Origin of the sequence: Phytohabitans houttuyneae, assembly GCF_011764425.1 — a bacterium.
Classification (GTDB): domain Bacteria; phylum Actinomycetota; class Actinomycetes; order Mycobacteriales; family Micromonosporaceae; genus Phytohabitans; species Phytohabitans houttuyneae.
Genome location: NZ_BLPF01000001.1, coordinates 3446252 through 3472192 on the forward strand (window position 1 = coordinate 3446252; position 25941 = coordinate 3472192).

Below are 25941 nucleotides of genomic sequence, written 5' to 3' on the forward strand. Positions count from 1 at the left end.
GTCAGCTCTTCTCCTTCTTCGCGCCGTAGCGGCTGCGCGCCTGCTTGCGGTTGCGGACACCCTGGGTGTCCAGCGAACCGCGGACGATCTTGTACCGGACGCCGGGGAGGTCCTTCACACGGCCGCCACGCACGAGCACGATCGAGTGCTCCTGCAGGTTGTGGCCGACGCCGGGGATGTACGCCGTCACCTCGATCTGGCTGCTCAGCTTCACACGAGCGACCTTGCGCAGCGCCGAGTTCGGCTTCTTGGGGGTGGTGGTGTACACACGCGTGCACACTCCGCGCCGCTGGGGCTCCCCTTCAGCGCCGGGGTCTTGGTCTTGCTCGTCTTGGCCTGCCGGCCCTTGCGGACCAGCTGCTGGATCGTGGGCACCGGGTTTCTCCGCTCCCTTGCTTCCTCTGTGCGTGCCTGTGTCTGTGTGCCGTGCCTCTGCGCCGGTCGGCACGCGGCCGACCTGGCACTTTCGCCGGGTGGCCCTCGTCCTCCCGGCACCCGCGGTCGGGCGTGTCGTCCGGCACACGGTTGCGGCGCGCGCTGTCACGTGCACCGCGTTTGTCTCGTTGCCCGTGTCGCGGCCCACTATGAGGGCGCACGCACGGATTGCCCGGGCACGCCCGGGCACGAGGGGAAAGAGTACCCACCGTGAGCGCACAGGTCAAAACGGGGGACCCGTCTTTGCCTTCTCGCCCGCGGCGAACAACTCCAGTCGTTCAGTGTACCCGCTCCTGTGCGGGCCACCCATCGACGGGGTCCTCAGACGCTCACTTGGATCAACAGGGAGGTCCCGACGCCGAGCGCGGTGAGCCCGAGCCCCACGGCACCGCAGACCAGGCCGGCGATGGCCACGCCACGGCCGGTGACCCGGATCCCGGAGACCGCCCGCTTGATCTGCCGCATGCCGAGCACCGCGAGCACGACCGCGGCACCCCCGGCCAGGCCGGCGATCATCGCGAAGGCGCCCGCGACCCACGCACCCCAGCCGGCCGAGGCACCGACCACGCCGAAGCACGCTACGACAAACGACACGAGGACCGAACCGATTCCCGCCACCAGCGAACCGACGGCCAGGCCCGACGTGGACGGCGGCAGATTGAGGTGTACGACAGCGAAGTTGGTGCCCGGCACCGCCTCGACCCGCTGCGGCGCCAACCACGCCTCGCGCGGCGGCGGCGGGACCGCGGCCGGCCGCCCCCAGTGCGACGCGGCGGCCCCGACCGGCTGCGGCATCGGGGCGGGGCTCATCCCACCCGGCCATCCCGCCGGCGGCGGCACGTAAACGGGCGCCGAGGGCTGCGCCATGCCCGGTGCCGCCGTCCCGTACGGCGGGCGCCAGCCAGGCGTGTCCTGCGGCTCCACGGGCCTTGCGGGCCAGCCAGGGTGCGCCGGCACGTCCTGCGGCCCCGGGGCCTTGCAGGCCAGCCAGGGTGCCCCCGCACGTCTGGCGGCCCGCTCTGGACCACGCCCGCACCCGCTTGCGCCGGCGCGGGTTGCTCGGCCGCTCCTTGCGCCGGCTCAGCCGCTGCCTGCCCCGGCTCGGCCGCTGCCTGCCCCGGCCCGGGCGCTGCCTGCCCCGGAGCCGCGGGCGCCGGCTGCTCGTCGGCGGGCCCGGTGTCCGCTTGCTGCGCGCTCGGCTGCTCGGCGGGAGCAGGCTCGGTGTCCGTCTGGCGCGCGCTTGGCTGCTCGGCGGGAGCGGGCCCAGTGTCCGCCTGCGGCGCGCTCGGCTCCTCGGTGGCAGTGGACCGGCTCTCAGGCGCCGCCGCCTCATCCCCGGTGACTGACTCGCTCCTGGACGGTGCTGGCCTGCTTTCCGGCGATGGCTCGCCCTCCGGAGCCCCGGCGCGCTCGGCACGCCACAGGTCGCTGGCGCCGATGGACCGCCCCGCCTCACCGATCGAACGCCCGGCCTGACCCATGCCTGAACTGGATTCGCCGAAGCCGGAGCGGGACTCGCCTGTGCCAGTGTCCGCGGGGTGGGCGGATCCTCGGGCCGCGCCGGCCGCGGCGCCTCGTCCGTCACTCCGCCACCTCGCCCTCAGGCCCGCCGGTCTCGACGGGCAGTGTGCCGCAGGACCGCCACATCGCCACGGCCGCCGAAAGACACCGCCACGCTAGTCGACCCCGGGCGCGAAGTCGTGTCCCGCCGGGGTGCCCGCGTAGTCGACCACGCCGATCACGACCGCGACGACCAGGGACGTGGCGGCCAGGGCGACGCCGATCCAGGCCAGCTTTTCACCGCGGCGCAACCAGGCCGAGCCGGTCAGGTAGCCCTCGGAGCGGAACGCCTCGCGCCGCGCCTGCCCGGCCAGCGCGATCGCGATGCTGGCGGGCACAAGGCCACCCACGAACGGGCCGGTGACGAGCGCGACAAGCCCCAGGGCGAACACCGTGCCGGCCTTGGTCGAGCGCACCGGCTCGGGATCGAGCGGGTGGCGCAGGGCCGCCGGCGATGTGGTCACCTCGCAAGCCTACAAAGCGAAAGCGCCCCGCACGTGACGTGCGGGGCGCTTCGCGACTTACCAGGACTTCTCAGCCACCGACCGGGGTCAGCGGTAGGACCCGAAATCGAAGTCGTCCAGCGGCACAGCCTGCCCGCTGGCCGGCCCGAAGCCGTAGTCGGTCTCGGGGTACCCGGTCATCGAGTACACCTTGGCCTTGGCCTCCTCGGTGGGCTCGACCCGGATGTTGCGGTACTTGCTGATGCCCGTACCGGCCGGGATGAGCTTGCCGATGATGACGTTCTCCTTCAGACCGATCAGCGAGTCGCTGCGCGCGTTGATCGCCGCGTCGGTCAGCACCCGGGTGGTCTCCTGGAAGGAGGCCGCCGAGAGCCAGGAGTCGGTCGCCAGCGAGGCCTTGGTGATACCCATGAGCACCGGACGGCCGGCGGCGGGCTCGCCACCCTCCGACACGAGCCGGCGGTTTTCCGACTCGAAGACGGCGCGGTCGACCAGCACACCCGGCAGGAACTCGGTGGAGCCCGAGTCGATGACCGTGACCCGCTTCAGCATCTGCCGAATGATGATCTCGATGTGCTTGTCGTGGATGAGCACACCCTGCGAGCGGTAGACCTCCTGGACCTCCTGGGTCAGGTGGACCTGCACCGCGCGCGGGCCGAGGATCCGCAGGAGCTCGTGCGGGTCGATCGTGCCCTCGGTGAGCTTTTCGCCGACCTCGACGTGGTCTCCGTCGTGCGCCCGGAGCCGCACGCGCTTGGAGATCTTGTCGTGGACGATCTCGTCGCTCCCGTCGTCGGGAACGATGATGATCTTCCGCGAACGCTCGCCATCCTCGATCCGGATCCGGCCAGGCGTGTCGGCGATCGGCGCCTTGCCCTTGGGCACGCGCGCCTCGAAGATCTCCTGCACACGCGGCAGACCCTGCGTGATGTCCTCACCGGCGACACCGCCGGTGTGGAACGTACGCATCGTGAGCTGGGTGCCCGGCTCACCGATCGACTGGGCGGCGATGATGCCGACCGCCTCGCCGACGTCCACGGTCTTGCCGGTCGGCAGCGAACGGCCGTAGCAGGCCGCGCAGACGCCCAGCTTGGACTCGCAGGTGAGCACGCTGCGGACGCGCACCGTCTCGACGTTCGCGGCGACAAGCTTGTCGACCACGATCGAGTTGAGGTCGGTGCCCCGCTCCGCGACGACCGTGCCGTCGGCGCCCTTGACGTCGTCGGCAAGGGTACGGGCGTGCACACCCGTCTCGGCGTGCTCGTGCACCGCGAGCTGACCGTTGATGGTCTCGCCCACCTGCATCGGGATCGCGCGGTCGGTGCCGCAGTCCTCCTCGCGGATGATCACGTCCTGCGACACGTCGACCAGACGCCGGGTCAGGTAACCCGAGTCCGCCGTACGCAGCGCGGTGTCGGCCAGACCCTTGCGGGCACCGTGGGTGGAGATGAAGTACTCCACCACCGACAGGCCCTCGCGGTAGCTGGACTTGATCGGCCGCGGGATGATCTCACCCTTGGGGTTGGCCACCAGGCCACGGATCGCCGCGATCTGGCGGAGCTGAAGCAGGTTACCGCGGGCACCCGAGTTGATCATCTTCCACAACGGGTTTTCCTGCGGCAGCGAGGTCTCCATCTCCTTGGCCACCTCGTTGGTCGCCTTGGTCCAGATCTCGATGAGCTCGCCGCGACGCTCCTCGGCCGTCATCAGACCACGCTGGTACTGCTTGTCGATCCGGTCGGCTTCCTTCTCGTACCGCTCCATGATCTCGGGCTTGCGCGGCGGCGCGATGACGTCCTCCATGCCGATCGTCACGCCGGACCAGGTGGCCCAGTGGAAACCGGCCTCCTTGAGCGCGTCCAGAGTGGCGGCCAGGGCCACCTTCGGGAACCGCTCGGCGAGGTCGTTGACGATCGCGGAGAGCTGACCCTTGCGGATCTCGTAGTTCACGTACCGGTAGCCCTTGGGCAGGGTCTCGTTGAAGAGCGCCCGACCCAGCGTGGTCTCGACGATGAGCGGCTCGCCCGGCGTCCACCCCTCGGGGCGGTCCACCTGGGCTGGCCGGCACCGTTGTCGACCTCGACGACGTCGCGCAGCCGCACCTTGATCGGCGCCTGCAGGTGCAGCTCGCCGTTGTCGAAGGCCATCCGCGCCTCGGCGTCCGAGCTGAACTCCCGCCCGACCCCCTTGGCGTCCGCCGTGAGGTGGGTCAGGTGGTACAGCCCGATGACCATGTCCTGGGTGGGCATGGTGACCGGCTTGCCGTCGGCCGGCTTGAGGATGTTGTTCGACGAGAGCATCAGGATCCGCGCCTCGGCCTGCGCCTCGGCGGACAGCGGCACGTGCACCGCCATCTGGTCACCGTCGAAGTCCGCGTTGAACGCGGTGCAGACGAGCGGGTGGATCTGGATCGCCTTGCCCTCGACCAGCTGCGGCTCGAAGGCCTGGATGCCCAGACGGTGCAGCGTGGGTGCGCGGTTGAGCAGCACCGGGTGCTCCCCGATGACCTCTTCCAGCACGTCCCACACGACCGGCCGCTGCCGCTCGACCATCCGCTTGGCGGACTTGATGTTTTGCGCGTGGTTGAGGTCAACCAGGCGCTTCATCACGAACGGCTTGAAGAGCTCCAGCGCCATCTGCTTGGGCAGGCCGCACTGGTGCAGCTTCAGCTGCGGGCCGACGACGATCACGGAACGGCCGGAGTAGTCGACGCGCTTGCCGAGCAGGTTCTGCCGGAAGCGGCCCTGCTTGCCCTTGAGCATGTCGGACAGCGACTTCAGCGGCCGGTTACCCGGGCCGGTGACCGGACGACCGCGGCGGCCGTTGTCGAACAGCGCGTCGACGGCCTCCTGCAGCATCCGCTTCTCGTTGTTGACGATGATCTCGGGCGCACCCAGGTCGATCAGGCGCTTGAGCCGGTTGTTCCGGTTGATCACGCGGCGGTACAGGTCGTTGAGGTCGGAGGTCGCGAAGCGGCCACCGTCGAGCTGCACCATCGGACGCAGGTCCGGCGGGATGACCGGCACGCAGTCGAGCACCATGCCGAGCGGCGAGTTACGGGTGTTCAGGAACGCCGCCACGACCTTGAGCCGCTTGAGCGCCCGGATCTTCCGCTGACCCTTGCCGGACCGGATGATCTCGCGCAGGTTGTCGGCCTCCGCGTCAAGGTCCATGTTTTCGAGCAGGGCCTTGATCGCCTCGGCACCCATGCCGCCGTTGAAGTACTCGCCGAACCGGTCGCGCAGCTCCCGGTAGAGCAGCTCGTCGGTGACCAGCTGCTTGGGCTCCAGCTTGCGGAACGTGTCGAGCACCTCGTCGAGCCGGTCGATCTCGCGCTGCGCCCGGTCGCGGATCTGGCGCATCTCACGCTCGCCAGACTCCTTGACCTTGCGCCGCACGTCGGCCTTGGCGCCCTCCGCCTCCAGCTCGGCCAGGTCGGCCTCGAGCTTGGCGGCCCGCTTCTCGATCTCCGAGTCGCGGCTGTTTTCCGACTGCCGCTTCTCGGCCAGGATCTCGTTTTCCACCGTCGACATGTCGCGGTGGCGGGCCTCGGTGTCCACCCCGGTCACCACGTACGACGCGAAGTAGATGATCTTTTCGAGGTCCTTGGGCGCCAGGTCGAGCAGGTAGCCGAGGCGGCTGGGCACACCCTTGAAGTACCAGATGTGCGTGACCGAGGCGGCCAGCTCGATGTGGCCCATCCGCTCACGGCGGACCTTCGAGCGGGTCACCTCGACGCCGCAGCGCTCACAGATGATGCCCTTGAAGCGGACTCGCTTGTACTTGCCGCAGTAGCACTCCCAGTCCCGCTGAGGACCGAAGATCTTCTCGCAGAAGAGCCCGTCCTTTTCCGGCTTGAGCGTGCGGTAGTTGATCGTCTCGGGCTTCTTCACCTCGCCGTGCGACCACTGGCGGATGTCGTCAGCTGTCGCCAGGCCGATTCGCAACTCGTCGAAGAAGTTGACGTCGAGCAATTTATGTCCCTCGAGTCGTGTCTCGTATCTTTTGCCAGCTCATCGGTGGGGTCAGGAGCCGGTTGGCCCCTGACCCCGCCGCCTCAGACTTCCTCGACGCTGCTTGGCTCACGCCGAGACAGGTCGATGCCCAACTCCTCCGCGGCCCGGAAGACCTCGTCATCGGTCTCCCGCATCTCCAGCGCCACGCCGTCGCTGCTCAGCACCTCGACGTTGAGGCACAGCGACTGGAGCTCCTTGAGGAGCACCTTGAACGACTCCGGGATGCCGGGCTCGGGGATGTTTTCGCCCTTGACGATGGCCTCGTAGACCTTCACGCGGCCGAGCACGTCGTCGGACTTGATCGTGAGCAGCTCCTGCAGGGCGTAAGCAGCGCCGTACGCCTGCATCGCCCAGCACTCCATCTCACCGAAGCGCTGACCACCGAACTGCGCCTTACCACCCAGCGGCTGCTGCGTGATCATCGAGTACGGTCCGGTCGAACGCGCGTGGATCTTGTCGTCGACCAGGTGGTTGAGCTTCAGGATGTAGATGTAGCCGACCGCGATCGGGTCCGGCAGCGGCTCACCCGAGCGACCGTCGAACAGCTGGGCCTTGCCCGAGCCGCCGACGAGCTGGACGCCGTCACGGTTGGGCAGGGAGCTGGCCAGCAGGCCGCTGATCTCCGCCTCCTTGGCGCCGTCGAAGACCGGCGTCGCCACGTTGGTGTCAGGCTCCGAGGTGTCGGCACCGATCGACTTGAGCGCCCGCTTCCACTCGGCGTCCTCGCCCTCGATCTTCCAGCCGGTCTTGGCCACCCACCCGAGGTGGGTCTCCAGGACCTGACCGATGTTCATCCGGCTCGGCACACCCAGCGGGTTGAGCACGATGTCGACCGGCGTGCCGTCCTCAAGGAACGGCATGTCCTCGACCGGCAGGATCTTGGAGATGACGCCCTTGTTGCCGTGGCGGCCCGCGAGCTTGTCACCGTCCTGGATCTTGCGCTTCTGTGCCACGTAGACGCGGACCAGCTCGTTGACACCCGGGGGCAGCTCGTCGCCGTCCTCGCGGGAGAAGGTGCGAACGCCGATGACCGTGCCGGTCTCGCCGTGCGGCACCTTCAGCGAGGTGTCCCGGACCTCGCGCGCCTTCTCGCCGAAGATCGCGCGGAGCAGCCGCTCCTCCGGGGTCAGCTCGGTCTCGCCCTTGGGCGTGACCTTGCCGACCAGGATGTCGCCGGGCACGACCTCCGCGCCGATCCGGATGATGCCGCGCTCGTCGAGGTCGGCGAGCATTTCCTCGCTGACGTTCGGGATGTCGCGGGTGATCTCTTCCGGACCCAGCTTGGTGTCGCGGGCGTCGACCTCGTGCTCCTCGATGTGGATCGAGGTGAGCACGTCCTGCTGCACGAGGCGCTGCGACAGGATGATCGCGTCCTCGTAGTTGTGGCCTTCCCACGGCATGAACGCGACGAGCAGGTTGCGCCCGAGCGCCATCTCGCCCTCGTCGGTGCACGGACCGTCGGCGATGACCTGGCCGGCCTCGACGCGGTCGCCCTCGAAGACGACCGGCTTCTGGTTGACGCAGGAGCCGGCGTTGGAGCGGCGGAACTTGTGCAGCAGGTAGGTGCGGCGGTGACCGTCGTCCTGGTGCACCGTCACGTAGTCGGCGCACAGGTCCTCGACCACGCCACCGACCTCGGCGACGACGACGTCACCGGCGTCGACGGCGGCCCGGTACTCCATACCCGTGCCGACCAGCGGCGACTCGGCCTTGACCAGCGGCACCGCCTGGCGCTGCATGTTGGCGCCCATGAGCGCCCGGTTGGCGTCGTCGTGCTCGAGGAACGGGATCATGGCGGTCGCGACCGACACCATCTGGCGCGGCGAGACGTCCATGTAGTCCACGGCGGCCGGCGTGACGTAGTCGACCTCGCCGCCCTTCCGGCGGACCAGGACTCGGTCCTCGGCGAAGGTGCCGTCGGACTTCAGCGGGGCGTTGGCCTGGGCCTTGACGAACCGGTCCTCTTCGTCCGCCGTCAGGTAGTCGATCTGGTCGGTGACCCGACCGTTGTCCACCTTCCGGTACGGCGTCTCGATGAAGCCGAACGGATTGACCCGCCCGAACGTGGAGAGCGCGCCGATCAGGCCGATGTTCGGACCTTCCGGGGTCTCGATCGGGCACATCCGGCCGTAGTGGGACGGGTGCACGTCGCGAACCTCGAAGCCGGCCCGCTCGCGGGACAGACCACCGGGGCCCAGCGCCGACAGGCGCCGGCGGTGGGTCAGGCCCGCCAGGGGGTTGGTCTGGTCCATGAACTGGGACAGCTGCGACGTACCGAAGAACTCCTTGATCGCCGCCACCACGGGGCGGATGTTGATCAGAGTCTGCGGCGTGATCGCTTCGACGTCCTGCGTGGTCATCCGCTCGCGGACGACCCGCTCCATGCGGGAGAGGCCGACCCGAACCTGGTTCTGGATCAGCTCGCCTACCGTGCGGAGGCGCCGGTTGCCGAAGTGGTCGATGTCGTCCGGCTCGTAACCCTCCTCGCCCGCGTGCAGGCGGCAGAGGTACTCAACCGTGGCGACGATGTCCTCGACGGTCAGCGTGCCCTTGTTGATCGGGATGTCGATCTCGAGCTTCTTGTTGAACTTGTAGCGCCCGACCTTGGCTACGTCATACCGCTTCGAGTTGAAGAAGAGGTTGTCGAGCAAGGTCTGGGCGTTTTCCCGCGTCGGCGGCTCACCAGGCCGCAGCTTGCGGTAGATGTCCAACAGCGCCTCGTCCTGGCCGGCGATGTGGTCCTTTTCCAAGGTGGTCATCATCAGCTCGGACCAGCCGAACCGCTCGCGGATCTGCTCGTTGGTCCAACCAATGGCCTTGAGCAGGACCGTGACGGCCTGGCGGCGCTTGCGGTCGATGCGGACGCCGACGGTGTCGCGCTTGTCGATGTCGAACTCCAGCCAGGCACCCCGGCTGGGGATCACCTTGACGCTGGAGAGGTCGCGGTCGGACGTCTTGTCCGGCTGCTTGTCGAAGTAGACGCCCGGGGAGCGGACGAGCTGGCTGACGACCACGCGCTCGGTGCCGTTGATGATGAAGGTGCCCTTGGGGGTCATCATCGGGAAGTCACCCATGAACACCGTCTGGCTCTTGATCTCACCAGTGGTGTTGTTGGTGAACTCCGCGGTCACGAAGAGCGGAGCGCAGTACGTCAGGTCCTTCTCCTTGCACTCTTCGATCGAGGCCTTGACCTCGTCGAAGCGGGGAGCGGAGAAGGAAAGGGACATGGTGCCCGAGAAGTCCTCAATCGGACTAATCTCGTCGAGGATTTCCGCGAGACCTGAGCGGGCGTGCGGGTCATCAGCCGACCGGCCCTGCCACGCCTCGTTGCCAACCAACCAGTCGAAGGACTCGTTCTGGATGGCGAGGAGGTTGGGGACCTCAAGATGTTCGGTGATCCTGCCGAATGAAATCCGGCGGGGAGCAAATGCGCTCGACGTACGACTGGTCTTCGCAGGGCGGGAAGCTGCCAAGATGCGTCCTTCCGAGGACCGGTGCTGCAAAACGGCCGTTGCGCGCGCACCCCGACTGACCCCGATCCGGACGGCCAGTTTCGGACATTCCGGGCAGGGCTGAAGTCGGAAGGCAGCGCAAACTAGCAGTGTAGCCGAACGGCTAACCGCTGTCCAGCCCACCACGGCAGCGCGACGCGGAACGCACCTCGTGGCACCTCACGATGCCTCCAGGCCGCTCAGAACGCGGCACGCTAACCACGGTGCCGTCAGGTCGGCTGCGTTGCGATCTCACCAATGGCAATGCCACTTGTGGACCCAACGCCGCCTTACCCAGCCGGTGGCCGTTGCAAGCGCGGAAGGACTTGCTGATGTCAGCGTGCCTGCCAGCAAACGCTGCGTCAAGGGTTCTGGCGCGGGTCGGACCACCGTGATCGGCGCCACGCCCGAATTTCTACTTCGGATGCATGAAGTGGGCTCCCCGTCACCACCTTTTCGGGTAACGAGGAGCCCACTGGAGAGCTTGCGCGAGATTGCCTGAGGGTGAGCGTTTGGGCTAGCCCGACGCGCCCCCGGCCTCCCGCCGGCCATCCACTTACTTGAGGGTGACCTTGGCGCCTTCGGCCTCGAGCTTGGCCTTGGCCTTGTCGGCGGTCTCCTTGTTGGCCTTCTCCAGGACCGGCTTCGGCGCGGCCTCGACCAGGTCCTTGGCCTCCTTGAGGCCCAGGCCGGTCAGCTCACGCACGACCTTGATGACCTGGATCTTCTTGCCACCGTCGGCCTCGAGGACGACGTCGAACTCGTCCTTCTCCTCCTCGACCGGCGCGGCAGCGGCGGCCGGGCCGGCAGCGGCGACGGCGACCGGCGCGGCGGCCTGGACGTCGAACGTGTCCTCGAACTGCTTAACAAAGTCCGACAGCTCGATCAGCGTCATCTCCTTGAACGCGTCGAGCAGCTCGTCGGTGCTGAGCTTCGCCATGGTGTCTGGCGTCCTTCCTAGGTTTGTTTCGAATTTCCCGGGGTTTGGCCGTCACGTGGTACGCCCGCACCCAAAGAAGCTGACTCGCCGCGTTACTGAGCGGCTTCTTCCTTCTCGCGCTTGTCCTGCAGAGCGGCCGCCAGACGAGCGGTCTTCGTCAGCGGAGCCTGGAGCACGGCCGCGGCCTTGCTCAGGTTCGCCTTCATGGCACCGGCCAACTTGGCCAGCAGCACCTCACGGGACTCGAGGTCGGCGAGCTTGTTGACCTCGTCAGCCGAGATCGCCTTGCCCTCGAACACGCCGCCCTTGATGATCAGAGCCGGGTTGGCCTTCGCGAACTCGCGCAGGCCCTTCGCCGCCTCCACCACATCGCCGGAGACGAAAGTGAGCGCGGTAGGACCGGAGAACAGCTCGTCGAGGCCGCTGATGCCCGCGTCCGTCGCAGCACGCTTGGCCAGGGTGTTCTTCGCGACCGAGTACGTCGCGGTCTGGCCCAGCGAGCGCCGCAGCTGGGTGAGCTGCGCGACCGTGAGGCCGCGGTACTCCGTCAGCACGGTCGCCTCCGCCTTGCGGAAGTGCTCGGTGAGCTCGGCGACGGCCGTGGCTTTGTCGGCCCGAATCGGCTTGTCCGCCATGTCCCTCCTCTCGTTGCGCCTGGCTGGTGCACCCGGCCCGGACAACGAAAACGCCCCGGCGCAAGGCGCACGGGGCGGGACTTGACGTCACGCTTACTCGCACATCGCCCTGCGCGGGTCGCCCGTCGAACGGGACCTTCGACCGCGCCTGAGCGCGGTGACCAGCGGTCTTCGGGTGGTACTTCGCGGGCAAGAGTACGCGGTGGTGCCGGTACCCGCCAAATCGAGAGCGGCGCGCTCCCCCAGAGGGAAGCGCGCCGCTTTGGCGATGAGGGGATCAGGCCTCCGCCGTGGCCTCCGTGAGGCCGCGGGTCACGTTGGGGTCGATCGGCACGCCGGGACCCATCGTCGTGGTGACGGTGACCTTCCTCAGGTACTTGCCCTTCGCCGCGGACGGCTTGGCGCGAAGCACCTCGTCCAGCACTGCGGCGTAGTTTTCGACCAGCTTGTCCTCGGTGAAGGACGCCTTGCCGATGATCAGGTGCAGGTTGGAGTGCTTGTCCACCCGGAACGTGATCTTGCCGCCCTTGATGTCGGCGACGGCCTTGGCGACGTCCATGGTCACGGTGCCCGTCTTGGGGTTGGGCATCAGACCGCGCGGGCCCAGGATCCGCGCGATCCGACCGATCTTGGCCATCTGGTCCGGCGTGGCGATGGCCGCGTCGAAGTCCAGCCAGCCGCCCTGGATGCGGGCCACCAGCTCGTCGGTGCCGACCTCGTCAGCACCGGCACCCACGGCCTCCTCGGCCTTGGCACCCGCCGCGAAGACGATCACGCGAACCGTCTTGCCGGTGCCGTGCGGCAGGTTGACCGTGCCGCGGACCATCTGGTCGGCCTTGCGGGGGTCGACGCCGAGGCGCATCGCGACCTCGACCGTGGCGTCGAACTTGACCGTGCTGGTCTCCTTGGCGAGCTTGATCGCCTCGGAGGGGGTGTAGAGCTTCGACCGGTCGATCAGGTCGAGCGACTTGCGGTAGTTCTTGCTGTGCGGCATGTCCTCTGTATCTCCTGTGGTCTCGGCGGGCCCACGCGGACCCTCCCACGAGTGCTGCTGCTTATTCCTTGACGGTGATGCCCATGGAGCGGGCGGTACCAGCGATGATCCGCTCGGCGTGGTCGAGATCGTTGGCGTTCAGATCCGACATCTTCTTCTCGGCGATCTCGCGCAGCTGGGCGCGGGTGACCGAGCCGACCTTCTCGGTGTGCGGAGTGCCGGAGCCCTTCTGGACACCGGCCGCCTTGATCAGCAGGCGGGCGGCGGGCGGGGTCTTCAGCACGAAGGTGAAGGAGCGGTCCTCGTACACGCTGATCTCAGCCGGGACGATGTCGCCCCGCTGCGACTCGGTCTGCGCGTTGTAGGACTTGCAGAACTCCATGATGTTGACGCCGTGCTGGCCCAGCGCCGGACCGACCGGCGGCGCCGGCGTGGCCTGGCCCGCCGGCAGCTGCAGCGTGAACGTCTTGACTAGCTTTTTCTTCGGAGGCATGGCTCTTTCCTGGGCGTGGTGATGACGTGGATGACGGCCGTTGGGCGCGCACGGTCAAGCGCGGCCGACAGACCGACGTTCTAGAGTAGCGCCAGTCGACTGCTGAACGTAAAGCGGCCCGCCTCCACGAGGCGGGCCGCTAACGAGCGCTCTAGATCTTTGCGACCTGGTTGAAGTTGAGCTCGACCGGCGTCTCCCGACCGAAGATCGACACGAGCACCTTGAGCTTCTGCTGGTCGGCATTGATCTCGCTGATCGTGGCCGGCAGCGAGGCGAAGGCGCCATCGGTGACCGTGACGGAGTCGCCAACCTCGAAGTCAAGCACCTTGACCTCCGGCTTGGCCTTCTTCTGCTCGGTCTCGACAGCCGGTGCCAGCCACTTGAGCACCTCGTCGAGCGAGAGCGGCGCGGGGCGGTCGGCCCGGTCGGTCGCGCCGACGAAGCCGGTCACACCTGGGGTGTTGCGCACGCAGGAGTAGGACTCCGGGGTCAGCTCCATCCGCACGAGGATGTAGCCGGGGAAGACCTTGTTTTGCACCTGCAGGCGCTTGCCGTTTTTGACCTCGACCTCTTCGCGGGTCGGCACCTCGACCTGGAAGATGAAGTCCTCCATGTCGAGGCTCGTGATCCGGGTCTCGAGGTTGGTCTTGACCTTGTTTTCGTAGCCAGCGTAGGAGTGCACCACGTACCAGTCGCCGGGCGCGTAGCGCAGCTTCTGCCGCAGCTCGGCGACCGGGTCGTAGTCGGCATCCGGTTCGGCGGCCGGCGTGTACTCCGGCTCGCTGTCGGCCTCGACCGCCTCCGGGTCGGCGGCGGTCGCCACCGCGGACTGCTCGTCGGGCGCCGCAGCGGTCTCGTCGTACTCAGGCACGCTCGCTCACTTCCGTCTTTGTCTATTCCTGGTTGCCGAAGACGAACAACACGCCCTTGGCGAACCCGTAGTCGAGGCCAGCCACGATCGCCAGCATGAAGGCGACGAACACGACCACGACCGCGGTGTAGGTCAGCAGCTCCTTGCGGGTCGGCCAGATGACCTTGCGGAGCTCGGCGACGACCTCACGGAAGAACCGCAGGATCCGGCCGAAGAACCCCACCCGAGTGACGTCCTTCTTCGCCTTCGGCTTGTCGGCAGGCTCGGTCTTGCGGCGCTCGCGAGTGGCCGTGCCGCCGCGCGAGACCGGCTGGTCCTCGTCGTCGTCGGCGTCATCGTCGACAGCGTCGTCGAACGACTCGTCGAGGTCGTCGAAGTCGTCGTCCGCGGGCTCTTCGCCGCGCCGCTTGCTCTCGGCCACTTCGCCCTCCGTGGGGGGTGGGTTTGACACGTTGCCCCACCGGTCCCGGAGACGAGCCTCGGCCAGCGGAGCCGGCGGGACCCGTCCCGGGGCCGGTCAGGCCTTAGGCGCAGGGGCGACAGGACTCGAACCTGCAACCTGCGGTTTTGGAGACCGCTGCGCTGCCAATTGCGCCACACCCCTGTGTAGGCAGCGGTCCCGCCCAAGGCACGCCCGGGCAGGGGTAGCTACCCCACGGCGCACCAGTGTACGGGTACGTCCCTGAGATTCCCAACCTGGCACCCGTCTACGCGTGATGACGGCGGACGATCGCCCGAGCCTGGGAGAGCACCTTCTCGCCGTGGCAGGTCGCGGTGATGTCGATCTGGGTGAGCCCGTCCTCGGTCTCGCCCTTCACGACGCCGCGGAACTCGATCTCCGTGCCCTCGTCGTCGTCCGGCACCGGCACCGGCCGGCTGAACCGCACGTTGAAGTCGACCACCGCGTCGGCCGACCCGGCCCAGGTGGTGACCGCGCGGCCGGCCAGCGCCATCGTGAGCATGCCGTGGGCGATCACGCCGGGCAGGCCCACCTTGGTGGCGAGGCGCTCGCTCCAGTGGATGACGTTGAAGTCGCCGGAGGCCCCCGCGTACCGCACGAGGTCGGCGCGGGTCACCCGGTACGTCTGTGTAGGCAGCTCTTCCATGTCAGCCCTCCCCGCGCACGACGAGCTTGGACCAGACGCTCACCACGGGCTCACCGGCCGAGGTGCTCACGTCGGTGCGGATGGTGAGAAAGTCGTGGCCGCCGCGGGACAGGATCTCCTCGACGGTGTTGACGGAGACCAGCTCGTCACCGGCCACGACCGGCCGCTTGTACGCGAAGCGCTGGTCGCCGTGGACCACGCGGGTGTAGTCGACGCCAAGCTCCGGGTCGTCGACGATCTGCCGGCTGGCCGCCATGGTGATCACCACCGGAAATGTGGGCGTCGCGACGACGTCGGAGTAGCCGGCGGCACGGGCGGCCTCCGGATCGTGGTGCAGGGGGTCGGTCGCGCCGATCGCCTTCGCGAACTCGCGGATCTTTTCCCGCCCAACCTGGTAGGGAGCGGTCGGCGGGTACGTCCGGCCGATGAAGGACTGGTCCAGAGCCATAGCAGCGAACCTACCGCCCTGTGACGCCTGGAGCGTGTGTGGCCGGTGCTGGACCGCAACGACAAATGGACGGCCGCCCGACCGAAGCCGGGGGCCGTCCGCAGCGTCAGACCGAGCTCAGCGCGTCTCGCGGTGCGCGGTGTGCTTGCCGCAACGCGGGCAGAACTTCTTCAGCTCGATGCGGTCCGGGTCGTTGCGACGGTTCTTACGCGTGATGTAGTTGCGCTCCTTGCACTCCACACACGCCATAGTGATCTTGGGACGGACGTCGGTCGCCTTGGCCACGGCGGAGTGCCTTCCTCGTCAACTGGGGTATCTTCGCGTTACCGGCGCACCAGAGTACCCGGACACGCGAAGCGGACGCCAGTGGCGTCCGTTACGTGCGTAGCGGTGGCCGGACTTGAACCGGCGACACAGCGATTATGAGCCGCTTGCTCTGCCATCTGAGCTACACCGCCGAGGTGGGTCCAGGATGACCCGCTGAGCCCCCTTACGGAATCGAACCGTAGACCTTCTCCTTACCATGGAGACGCTCTGCCGACTGAGCTAAGGGGCGCGTGCGCCTGGGTAAGAGTACACGTCACGCATCCCGAGACGAAATCGGGATACCCGTGTCGTCGCAGGCCGCGACAGACGGCCGCGGGTCCCCCGCCCAGCCTGCGCGCGGACGGGCTTGGGTCTGCGCGACCGCGGAGGGTGAGGCCGCGGGAACGCACCCGCGCAACGGTCCGGACCACCGCGGACAGGTCGCGGTAGCTCTGATCCTGGAAAGGCTTGGCTACGTGACGGCGCGGAGGCGGCGGACCTCGCCGAGCGGCGTGGGCTCGGACTCGGTGCGGGCGCCGAACCATGCCTCCAGCCGCTCGTACGGCAAGGGGCGGCTGAAGAGGAAGCCCTGGCCGATCTCGCAGCCCATCTCCTTGAGCAGGTCGAGCGTCAGCTCGCTCTCCACGCCCTCGGCGACCACCGTGAGGCCGAACTGGAGCGACAGGGCGACCACCGCGCGCACGATCGCCAGGTCGCCGGCGTCGGTCGCCATGCCTTGGACGAAGGTGCGGTCGATCTTCACCTCGTGCACCGGGAGGCGGCGCAGGTAGGAGAGGGACGAGTAGCCGGTGCCGAAGTCGTCGACCGACAGGCGCACGCCGATCTCGCGCAGGCGCCGCAGGGTGGGCAGCGGGCGGTCGGTGGGGCCGGTGACTCCGTCTTCCTTGATCTCGAAGGTGACCTGCTCGGGCTCCACGCCGTACTCCTGGAGGAGCGCCTCGACGCGGGCTGGGAAGCCGGGGTCGACCAGCGTGCGCGGGGAAAGGTTGACCGCGACGGCGAGCGGCCGGTCGGCGTCGGCCCACTCTCGGCAGCGGCGCAGGCCCTCCTTGAGCACCGCCTCGGTGAGGCGGCTCAGCTGGCCGGTGTGCTCGGCGACCGCCACGAAGTCTTCGGGCGAGACCGCGCCGTGCGCCGGGTGCTCCCAGCGAGCCAGGCACTCCACCCCGACGAGCCGGCGGTCGGTCAGCGTCACCTTGGGCTGGAAGTAGACCTCCAGCTCGTCATTGTCGAGGGCGCGGCGCAGGTCGCCGGCGAGCTCCAGGCGGCGCACCGACCGCGACTCAAGGCCCACGCTGAAGAGCTGGACGCCGCCGGGCACCGACTTTGCGGCGGTGGCGGCCACGTCGGCCCGCTGCAGCAGCGTCGCGGGATCCGTCCCGTGATCCGGGTGTACGACAACGCCGACGGCCGTGTCGACGTCGAGCGTGAGGGTGCCGAACATGATCGGGTCGCGCACCTGCTCACGAAGCTCGGTGGCCAGCTGGGCGGCCGCCTCGATGCTCTCCGAGCGGAGGGTCACCACGAACTCGTCGCCGCCGACCCGGCCCACCAGCGCCGCGGGCGGTGCGAACGCTCGCAGCCGCCGCGCCACCTCGGCGAGCAGCTTGTCGCCGGCCGCGTGGCCGAGCGACTCGTTGACGTCGCGCAGCCGGTCGACGTCGAACAGGAGCACAGCGACCACCTCGCCGGGCGCCCGGACGACGACCGACTCCTCAAGGGCCTCGGTGATCCGCCGCCGGTTGGCGAGGGCGGTCAGACCGTCGTGGTACGCGTCGTAGCGGAGCCGGTCGACCAGCCGCGAGTTTTCCATCGCCACGCCGGCGTGCGCCGCGATCGTCTCCAGCACCTGCACGTCGCCGGCGGTGAAATGGACGGTGTCGCCGAGCCGGTTGACCACCTCGAGCGTGCCGATGACCGCCTGGCCGGAGCGCAGCGGCGTGACGATCACGTCCTTGACCCCGCTCGCGCGCAGTGCCGTGCGCAGCTCGCCGCTGGTCTCCAACCGCGAACCGGCGGTCACCGTGCGCCCGTTGCCCTCCTGGGCGAGCGCGCGGGCCAGCGGCGGCGTCGGTGTGATGTCGAGCAGGCCGGAGTCGTCGACCCGGGCCGAGAGCAGGACCTCCGGGTAGCGGCCCTGGGCGGGCAGCCACAGCGTCGCGTACTCCGCCTGCATCAGCGCCCGCACCCGGAAGAGCAAGTCGTCGGCGAGGCCGCCCTCCTGGTCGCCGCGGCCGATCGCGCGGCTCAGGTCGTAGAGCTGGGAGAGCATGCGGTGCTGGCTGAGGAACACCGCGTACGACCGGTAGAAGATCGCCAGCACGATGGCCAGACCCAGCACGAGCAGGGCGGACCAGGGGGTCACCTGCAGCACGATCAGGATGATCAGGCCGACCGCGACGTTGACGCCGACGGTGATGACGAGCGTGCGGATGCCGGTGCGCAGCACCTCACGCGCGGCCGCAACGCCCTGCACGAGCAGGAACACACCGATCACGGCGAAGAACGTGACCAGCGTGTACGTCGCGACGGCCAGGAAGAGGATGCCCCACGTGCCCGGCCCGACGCCGCGCATCGGCGGAAGGGCGAGCATGACCGCGCAGGCGATCGCGGCGGCCACGGCGGCTCTTGCGACGTTGAACCAGAGCTTGACCGGCGGGAGGCGCCGGCGCATCTGAGTGATCAGGTTGCCGAGTGCGAAGGTCAGCACCACGATCGGCGGCGGTAGGAAGAAAAGCGCCAGGACAAGCGGGATCTCGTAGATCGCGACGATCATGTTGTGCCGGCGGACAATGAACGGCAGGATCGCGACCTCGGCGCCAACGAGGATCGCCAGCAGCGCCGCAGCGATAGCAAGATCGCTTGGCGTGACCGTGTCGTCGACCAGCGCAAGGCTCGTGGTGATGACCACCGCCAAGATCCCCAGGGGACCGGTGATCAGCCAGGCGTTTTCAGCCTTGCGACGTCGCGCTGCCTGCCGGGAGGACATGCCTGTCAGGGGATGAGGGGAAGGTGCCCCACTCGTAATCAAGCACCGCGCCGCCCCACTCGTAATCCATGGCTGAGAAGCCGCCGCCTGACCATCCGGCAACCACGCCGAGGGTCACGGCCAGCGCCAGCACCAAGCCTGCGAGGCGGCTCAGTCTGCGTGCACGCATCGAACGCTCCCGTCGGGGTAACCGCATGTAACTCGCGAACTTTTGGGGTGACCTGATCGTGCCACACCACAGCCCTCGGAGACATCCTGATCGGCGGCTTAGAACCACACTGCGCGAAAAACATGGCTGAACGGCTGACCGGAAACTTAGCTGGACTTTAGGAACCCATCCCCATGCAAGATTTCACGGCCATGCCGAACCCCCTGACGGCACCCTCATCAAGTTGGGAAAGGACCGATTTTCCCGGCTTGCTGTTTAGAGGGCCGCTCACTTTGTGCAGGATTTGTGGGCTATGACGCTCCGTCACGTTTGTCCAAACTTGCCAGACCTTCCCCGTTCGCGCCACCTCGTCCTACCTTGCGCTGGCCTCCCCGCACGTCGCGCGCCTTCGGATAGTGGATCTTGACGCTCACCGGGACGCCCACCCCTGGAACTTCCCGATCCGACGGTTGCATTTGCGTATTCGCTCGCGTTTATCAAACCTTATTTGGTGACTCGCGAGTAAGCAACGACAAACTTCGACCTATTGCGTAGTGGCGCAGTTCTGACACGACGAGTTACACCCGTGGAACGCGAAACCACTTCCTGATCCAGCGGTCAGGAGGTCAGCACACGACGCAATCCAAACCCATGACACGCACTTATTCCACGGGCCTTTGTCCCAATCGAACCAAATGGTCGATGACCTAATCAACCTAACGCACGATCCCGGGCCACCGAAGTACCGACACCCGATCGGTGCAGGTCCCAGCCCTACCGGCCCACGGGCGAGGAAGCGCTGCCGCCACAGCGGCAAGCGATCGAGGACGCGAGCGCTACCGATCTCCGCTAATCCGGATCGCTTCCAGATTTCGGCGAGATGACGGGCACCGAGATAGCGATGATCGGGCGACTCGAGGGGCACAGCGGTGACCGCCGAAGGATCGGCCGCACCAACAAGATCGGCCCCGGCCAGCGGCATGGCTGGTCGGGGCCGATTTCCCTAGGTGTGGCGGGTAGAGGATTCGAACCTCTGTAGCTTTCGCGACGGATTTACAGTCCGCTCCCATTGGCCGCTCGGGCAACCCGCCTAGGGCGTGCCGCCACGGTGACCGCGGCAGCGGAAGCAAGGATAGCGGTTGCGGTGGCGGGTCACGCAACCGGGTACGGTCGGGGGTCACTGGCCCCGGAACATCTTCATATCGCCACAAAGCAGGAGCATGACCTATGGCAGCCAACCCGTCGTTCGACATCGTCAGCAAGGTCGACCGGCAGGAGGTCGACAACGCCCTCCGGCAGGCGGAGAAGGAGCTCACCACGCGCTTCGACTTCCGCGGCACGGGCGCGCAGATCTCCTGGTCTGGCGAGGAGGCGGTGAGCCTCCAGGCGGAGACCGAGGATCGGGTCCGCGCCGCGCTCGAGGTGTTCAAGGACAAGCTGGTCAAGCGCAACATCTCGCTGAAGGCGCTGGACGCGGGCGAGCCGCGTACGTCGGGTAAGACGTCGAGGATCGACTGCAAGATCATCCAGGGCATCGACCAGGAGAAGGCCAAGGCGATCAGCAAGGCGATCCGCGACGAGGGTCCCAAGGGCGTCCAGGCCCAGATCCAGGGCGACCAGCTCCGCGTCACCGGCAAGAAGAAGGACGACCTTCAGGCAGTGATCACCCTGCTCAAGGCCGGCGACTTCGGCGTCGCCCTCCAGTTCACGAACTACCGGTAGCGGTCGCTGCCAGCGCCTGGTCGATCCGGGCCGTCGCGCGCGCGTCGGCCCGGGCGATCGAGCCGGACGGGAGCCCCGCCACCACGGCGGCGACGCCCACCGCCGCGCCACCGAAGAGGAACGCCCACGGCACGCCACCGGGCTGGTCGACGATCAGCCCGGACACCGAGCCGCCGAGGGCGGAGGAGCCGATGGCGACGGTGATGACCCAGGTGTATGCCTCGTTCAGCATCGTGACCGGCGCGATGCGCCCCACCATGTTGTTTTCGAGCGTGAGGGCGGGCGCGATCGTGGCACCGCCGGCGGCGAGGGCCACGCCGAGCGCGATCGGGTGCGGCATGAGGGCGTAGAGGGCGAACGTCGCCGCCAACGCACCCAGCAGCAGCGAAAACTGCCGCGCCTGGTTGCGCACGGCCGGCCGCGCGCCAAACCAGAAGCCGCCGGCCGCGCTGCCCAGCGCCCATACCGCGAGCAGCACGCCGCCCAGGCTGTCGCCTTCGCTGTGCTGGCTGGCGTACGCGGGAACGATCACGCCGGCCGCGCCGAACGCCGTGCCGAGGCCGGCCACGCACACGAGCAGCGCCGGAAAGCCACTGATCCGCAGCGGGCCCAGGCCGCGGGTGTGGTCCTCGGCCGGGTGGGGACGCCAGCCGCGCATCGCCCGCCCTCGGGCGACCACGGTCGTGCCGAACAGCGTGAGGACGGCGGCGCCCACGATCGCGGCGGCCGGGCTGGCGAAGAGCACGAAGCCGGCGACAAGCAGCGGGCCGATCACGAAGACGAGCTCGAAGAGCGTGGTCTCGGCGGCGAGCGCCGCGCCGCGTACGTGATGGCGGCCGCTGCCGGGCTCGGTGAGGTCGTTCCAGGCGCCGCGGATGGCGGCACTCAACGGCGGGTACGTGGCGCCCGCCACCGCAGACGCCGCGAAGATCATCGGCAGCGCGTCCATCCGGCTGGCGAACAGCAGCGCGCCGAGCGCGACGGGGTGGGTGATGCCGGTCAGCAGGAGCACCGGTGACGGCCCGATCCGGTCCGCGATCCGGCCGGCCACGGGGCTGAGCGCGGCGCCGGCCACCGCGTAGATGCCACCCGCTATCGCGGCGGGCGTGTACCTGTCGGTGGCCTGCTGCACGAGCAGCAGCAGCGCCAGCGGGGTCATGCCGATGCCGAGCCGGGCGATGATCCCTACGACCAGGAGAACCGGAGCGCCGGGGATGCGCCAGACCGCCGAATACTGGCGCAGCGCAGCCACAGCACACCTCCCCTGTAATGACCGAAAGACCCACCGACCCTAACCAAGATCCTTGGCCGGGAACCACATGATTATGGGCTCGGGGTCTGTGACCCCGAGCCCATAAGAGGTACGGACTACCGCTGGAACTGGACCGGACCGGAGTTGGCGGCCATCTGCTCCAGGCGGCGCACCCGCTCGGCCATCGGCGGGTGGGTGGAGAACAGCGACGCGATGCCGCCGCCCTTGAACGGGTTGTCGATCATCAGGTGCGCGGTGCTCGTGAGCTGGCCCTCCGGCGGTAGAGGAAGCTTCTGCGCACCGTAGTGGATCTTGCGAAGCGCGGAGGCGAGCGCCAGCGGGTCCTTGGTCAGCTGCGCGCCCGAGGCGTCCGCCTGGTACTCGCGGCTGCGGCTGATCGCCAGCTGGATCACCGAGGCCGCGATCGGGCCGAGGATCACCATCAGCAGCAGCACGGCCGGGTTGACGCCGTCGTCGTCGCTGCCGCCCATGGGCAGGAACAGCGCGATGTTGGCGACGAACGTGATGATGGTCGCGAGCGCGCCGGCCACGCTGGAGATCAGGATGTCGCGGTTGTACACGTGCGACAGCTCGTGGCCGATGACTCCGCGCAGCTCGCGGTAGTCGAGGATCTGGGTGATGCCCTGCGTCACCGCGACCGCCGCGTGACGCGGGTTACGGCCGGTGGCGAAGGCGTTGGGCTGCATCGTGGGGCTCACGTAAAGCCGTGGCATCGGCTGGCCCGCCTGCGTGGAAAGCTCCCGAACCATCTGGTACAGGGCGGGGAACTCCGCCTCGCTGACCGGCTTGGCCCGCATCGACCGCAGCGCGATCTTGTCGGACCAGAAGTAGCTGACGGCGTTGATGCCGAGCGCGATGAACACCGCGATGACGAGACCGCCGCTGCCGCCGAGCCAGTAGCCGAGGGCCAGGACGATACCGGAGAGCAGGCCGAGCAGAGCGGCCGTCTTGAGACCGTTCCAGTGCCTGTGCACGATCACTCACTCCTTCAGGACCCGGGACCGGGAGGGCCCGGCATCAGGCGTAACAACCTGATGCCCCTCCCATCATCCGCGCATACCTGTGACCTTGCTGAAAGTCAGCGCAGGTCAGGAGAGGTCGAGCACGAGCTGCGGCGCGAACCCGACCACCACGATCGCGAGCGTGGCCACGCCGAGCGTCGTCGCCACCGCCCACGGGATCCGCACCCGCGTGCCGGGCGCCGGGGCGGGTCCGTAGAGCACCGCCGCGACGCGTACGTAGTAGGCGAGGCCGATCACCGCGTTGAGCGCGACGACCACGGCCAGCCAGCCGGCGCCGCCGTCGAGCAGCGAGCGCACGACCACGACCTTGGCGAAGAGCCCGGCCAACCCCGGGGCAGCCCGGCGAGTCCGATCAGCGCCAGCACCAGGGCGGCGCCGACCCATGGGTGGGTACGCGCGGCGCCTCGGTAGTCGGCGATCAGCCCGCCGTCCTCCCCGGCCGCAGCGCCACGACCGATCCGAAGGCGGCGAGTTCGAGGAGCACATAGAAGACGGTGTACGCCACGGTCGCCGCGACGGCCACGGACAGCGCCTCGTCGGTGCGCCCCTCGGCGAGCATGAACGCGCCGAGCGGCGCCAGGATGTACCCCGCCTGGGCCACGGACGACCACGCGAGCAGCCGCACCATCCGGGTCTGCCGGAGCGCGACGAGGTTGCCGACGGTCATCGTGAGGACGGCCAGTACGGCGAGGGCGGGACCGGCGAGGTCGAGCGCGGGGCGGAGGGCGTCGACGACCGCGTACAGGATCGCGACCACCCCGCCGAGCTTGGAGGCGGTGGAGAGGTACGCGGCGATCGGGACGGGCGCGCCGTCGTACGCCGCCGGGGCCCAGGCGTGGAACGGCACCGCGGCCACCTTGAACGCCAGCCCCGCCAGGACCAGCACCACCGCGGCGCCGGTGAGCGGGAGGTCGGGCAGGCCGGTGGCGAGTGTGGCGAAGTGGAGGCGGCCGCTGACCGCGTACAGCAGGGCCGCGCCGAGCAGCGTCACGGCGGTCGCCACGACGCTGACCACGAAGAACGTGACCGCACCCTCGGCGCTCTCCACGGTGCGGCGGCGCAGGCCGACCAGCACGTACAGCGGGAGGGTGAGCGTCTCCAGCGCCACGATCAGCGTGATCAGGTCGCCGGCCGAGCCGAGCGCCACGCCACCTGTCATCGAGCAGGCCAGGAGGAAGGCGTACTCCCCCGGAGGAACGTCTCTCGTCGTGGCGGACAGGCCGATCACACCGAGCGTGAGCAGCGCGAAGAGGGTGGCGACCAGGGCGGAGCGGTCGTTTGCCACGAAACTGCAGGCGTCCGGCACGCAGAAGGTCCGGCGGTCGTCGCCCAGCCCCACCCCGATCGCGCCCGCCGCGGTGGCGAGCGCGCCGAGCGCGGCCACCGCGAGGACCGCGGCCCGGCGGGCGAGGATGAGGTCGGTGAGCAGCACGAGTACGGCGGTGCCGGCGGCCAGGTAGACCGGCAGCAGCGCGACATGGTCCACGGACTGGGTCACGACCGCACCGCCTCGACGAGAGCCCCGACCGGGTCACCGGCCATGCCGAGCACCAGCGCGGGCAGCAGGCCGACGATGAGCGCGAGCAGTACCAGCGGTGCCCAGGCGGCCACCTCGGCGCGGGCCAGGCCGGGCGGATTCAGTGTGCCGACGGCGGGGCCGTGTGTGACCTTGCGGAGCAGGCGCAGGAAGTACGCGGCGGTGAGCGCGCCACCCACGGCGGCTATCGCGGCCAGGGTCGTCCAGAGTGGACCGCCCTTGTCCAGGGAGGCCACGACCGCGAACGCCTCGCCCCAGAAGCCGGCCAGGCCCGGCAGCCCGAGCGAGGCGATGGCGGCGAAGGCGAGGATGCCGGCGAGCCACGGCGACTGCTCGCGCAGCCCGCCGAGCTGGGCGAGCTCGCCGGTGTGCGCCCGCTCCTTGATCGCTCCCGCGAGGAAGAACAGCAGGCCGGTGATCACGCCGTGTGCCACGTTGCCGATCAGCGCGGCCTGGATGCCGGTGGCGGTCAGCGTGGCGATGCCGAGCAGCACGAAGCCCATGTGGCCCACGCTGGAGTACGCGATGAGCCGCTTGAGCTCCGTCTGCGCCAGGCACACCAGCGAGCCCACCACGATCGCGGCCACGGCCAGGATGCCCAGCGCGGGCGCGGCCCACCGCGCACCCTCGGGCGCCACGCCGACCGCGACCCGGATCAGGCCGTACGTCCCCATCTTCAGCAGGACGCCGGCCAGGATCACGCTGCCGACCGTGGGCGCCTGCGTGTGCGCGTCCGGCAGCCAGGTGTGCAGCGGCCACAGTGGACTCTTCACGGCGAACGCGATCGCCAGCAGGATGAACGCCGCGATCTGCGTGCCCCGCGACAGCTCCCCGCCGCCGGTGAGCGCCACGATGTCCGCGGTGCCGGCCGAGACCACGACGGTGAAGACGCCGACGAGCAGCAGGACCGAGCCGAAGAGCGTGTAAAGCACGAACTTGCGCGCGGCGTGCGCCCTGTCTTCGCCGCCCCAGACCGCGATCACCGCGTACATGGGCAGGAGCACGACCTCGAAGAAGACGAAGAAGAGCACAAGGTCGAGCGCGAGGAACGTGCCGAGGATGCCCACCTCGATCACCAGCAGCAGGGCGACGAGCGTGTGCCCTCGGCCGGGCGCGGGTGCCCGCCACAGGGTGTACGCGCAGCAAAGCAGCGTGAGGAGGGCGGTGAGCACGACGAGGGGGTAGGAGACGCCGTCGATGCCGAGGTGGAAACGCAGGTCGAGGCCGGGCACCCAGGTCAGGTCGACATCGTGCCAGGGGCGGACGGCGGCCGGGCCGTACGAGAACCAGGAGTCGCGGTAGAGCGGGACGCTCAGCACCAGCGCGGCGGCGGCCGCCACGGTGCCGGCGACCTGTCCCGCCCTCGTGGGCAGCAGGGCCGCGAGCAGCGCACCGGCGGCCGGCACCGCCAGCACCGCGACGAGCAGCCACCTCACAGCGCCGCCTCCGATCGCTCGCTCAGTGACGTCG

The 25941-nt window shown here is 68.8% G+C and carries 20 protein-coding genes, 4 tRNA genes and 2 pseudogenes; 1 reads left to right on the forward strand and 25 read right to left on the reverse strand.

All coding sequences use genetic code 11. From position 1 onward, the window contains the following. Position 1 precedes the first annotated feature (1 nt). The 21 genes and pseudogenes from rpsL to Phou_RS15440 all read right to left on the reverse strand — a co-directional run bounded on the left by rpsL (position 2) and on the right by Phou_RS15440 (position 20008). A pseudogene (rpsL, locus tag Phou_RS15345) lies at positions 2-375 on the reverse strand (30S ribosomal protein S12). 381 nt (positions 376-756) lie between these two features. Beyond that, positions 757-1245, reverse strand: a complete 489-nt coding sequence (locus Phou_RS15350) for a hypothetical protein (RefSeq protein ID WP_246273569.1) — start codon at positions 1243-1245, stop codon at positions 757-759. Between the two features lie 866 nt (positions 1246-2111). After that, positions 2112-2459, reverse strand: coding sequence for a hypothetical protein (locus Phou_RS15355; RefSeq protein WP_173056664.1), 348 nt, complete (start codon positions 2457-2459; stop codon positions 2112-2114). Positions 2460-2546: 87 nt separating this feature from the next. Then, positions 2547-4511: a DNA-directed RNA polymerase subunit beta' gene (locus tag Phou_RS55490; protein ID WP_371872126.1), complete on the reverse strand. Its 1965-nt coding sequence runs from the start codon at positions 4509-4511 to the stop codon at positions 2547-2549. Then, positions 4406-6433, reverse strand: a complete 2028-nt coding sequence (locus tag Phou_RS55495; RefSeq protein WP_371872127.1) for a hypothetical protein — start codon at positions 6431-6433, stop codon at positions 4406-4408. Before Phou_RS55495 ends, Phou_RS55490 begins: the two co-directional genes overlap by 106 nt. A gap of 83 nt (positions 6434-6516) precedes the next feature. After that, positions 6517-9948, reverse strand: a complete 3432-nt coding sequence (gene rpoB, locus Phou_RS15365) for a DNA-directed RNA polymerase subunit beta (RefSeq protein WP_173056665.1) — start codon at positions 9946-9948, stop codon at positions 6517-6519. Between the two features lie 574 nt (positions 9949-10522). Then, positions 10523-10906: a 50S ribosomal protein L7/L12 gene (gene rplL, locus Phou_RS15370; protein ID WP_173056666.1), complete on the reverse strand. Its 384-nt coding sequence runs from the start codon at positions 10904-10906 to the stop codon at positions 10523-10525. Positions 10907-10998: 92 nt separating this feature from the next. Beyond that, positions 10999-11541, reverse strand: a complete 543-nt coding sequence (rplJ, locus tag Phou_RS15375; protein ID WP_173056667.1) for a 50S ribosomal protein L10 — start codon at positions 11539-11541, stop codon at positions 10999-11001. A gap of 277 nt (positions 11542-11818) precedes the next feature. After that, on the reverse strand, positions 11819-12535 hold the full coding sequence (rplA, locus tag Phou_RS15380; protein ID WP_173056668.1) for a 50S ribosomal protein L1: 717 nt from the start codon (positions 12533-12535) through the stop codon (positions 11819-11821). A 61-nt stretch (positions 12536-12596) separates the two neighbouring features. After that, the gene (gene rplK, locus Phou_RS15385) at positions 12597-13028 is read right to left on the reverse strand and encodes a 50S ribosomal protein L11 (RefSeq protein ID WP_173056669.1); all 432 of its coding nucleotides are present in this window, start codon (positions 13026-13028) and stop codon (positions 12597-12599) included. A gap of 151 nt (positions 13029-13179) precedes the next feature. Then, positions 13180-13899, reverse strand: coding sequence for a transcription termination/antitermination protein NusG (gene nusG, locus Phou_RS15390; RefSeq protein WP_173056670.1), 720 nt, complete (start codon positions 13897-13899; stop codon positions 13180-13182). Positions 13900-13921: 22 nt separating this feature from the next. Next, entirely contained in the window at positions 13922-14320 is a 399-nt protein-coding gene (gene secE, locus Phou_RS15395) for a preprotein translocase subunit SecE (RefSeq protein WP_173056671.1), read from the reverse strand. Positions 14321-14430: 110 nt separating this feature from the next. Further along, positions 14431-14503, reverse strand: a tRNA-Trp gene (locus tag Phou_RS15400). 103 nt (positions 14504-14606) lie between these two features. Continuing rightward, complete coding sequence (locus tag Phou_RS15405; RefSeq protein ID WP_173056672.1) at positions 14607-15005, reverse strand: MaoC family dehydratase; 399 nt, start codon at positions 15003-15005, stop codon at positions 14607-14609. Between the two features lies 1 nt (position 15006). After that, positions 15007-15453, reverse strand: coding sequence for a MaoC family dehydratase N-terminal domain-containing protein (locus tag Phou_RS15410; RefSeq protein WP_173056673.1), 447 nt, complete (start codon positions 15451-15453; stop codon positions 15007-15009). A gap of 117 nt (positions 15454-15570) precedes the next feature. Beyond that, positions 15571-15738, reverse strand: a complete 168-nt coding sequence (gene rpmG, locus Phou_RS15415; RefSeq protein ID WP_167925014.1) for a 50S ribosomal protein L33 — start codon at positions 15736-15738, stop codon at positions 15571-15573. Between the two features lie 100 nt (positions 15739-15838). Then, positions 15839-15911 (reverse strand) — tRNA-Met (locus tag Phou_RS15420). 25 nt (positions 15912-15936) lie between these two features. Next, positions 15937-16010: transfer RNA gene (locus Phou_RS15425), tRNA-Thr, on the reverse strand. Between the two features lie 221 nt (positions 16011-16231). Next, complete coding sequence (locus Phou_RS15430) at positions 16232-18769, reverse strand: putative bifunctional diguanylate cyclase/phosphodiesterase (protein WP_173056674.1); 2538 nt, start codon at positions 18767-18769, stop codon at positions 16232-16234. Beyond that, positions 18732-18905, reverse strand: coding sequence for a hypothetical protein (locus Phou_RS15435; protein ID WP_173052348.1), 174 nt, complete (start codon positions 18903-18905; stop codon positions 18732-18734). The genes Phou_RS15430 and Phou_RS15435 overlap by 38 nt, the downstream gene beginning before the upstream one ends. Before the next feature lie 1022 nt (positions 18906-19927). Further along, positions 19928-20008, reverse strand: a tRNA-Tyr gene (locus Phou_RS15440). Positions 20009-20144: 136 nt separating this feature from the next. Here Phou_RS15440 and Phou_RS15445 point away from each other — a divergent pair. Continuing rightward, entirely contained in the window at positions 20145-20639 is a 495-nt protein-coding gene (locus tag Phou_RS15445) for a YajQ family cyclic di-GMP-binding protein (protein WP_173056675.1), read from the forward strand. Here the strand turns inward: Phou_RS15445 and Phou_RS15450 are convergent. From Phou_RS15450 to Phou_RS15465, 4 genes and pseudogenes are all read right to left on the reverse strand, one after another. Further along, entirely contained in the window at positions 20623-21891 is a 1269-nt protein-coding gene (locus Phou_RS15450) for an MFS transporter (RefSeq protein ID WP_173056676.1), read from the reverse strand. The two genes, Phou_RS15445 and Phou_RS15450, sit on opposite strands and share 17 nt — an antisense overlap. A gap of 116 nt (positions 21892-22007) precedes the next feature. Further along, positions 22008-22886 (reverse strand): zinc metalloprotease HtpX, encoded by an 879-nt coding sequence (gene htpX / locus Phou_RS15455; protein WP_173056677.1) that lies wholly within the window; start codon positions 22884-22886, stop codon positions 22008-22010. A 114-nt stretch (positions 22887-23000) separates the two neighbouring features. Then, a pseudogene (locus Phou_RS15460) lies at positions 23001-24432 on the reverse strand (NADH-quinone oxidoreductase subunit N). Then, positions 24429-25907: a complex I subunit 4 family protein gene (locus Phou_RS15465; protein ID WP_246273570.1), complete on the reverse strand. Its 1479-nt coding sequence runs from the start codon at positions 25905-25907 to the stop codon at positions 24429-24431. The pseudogene Phou_RS15460 and the gene Phou_RS15465 overlap by 4 nt, the downstream one beginning before the upstream one ends. Positions 25908-25941: the final 34 nt, after the last annotated feature.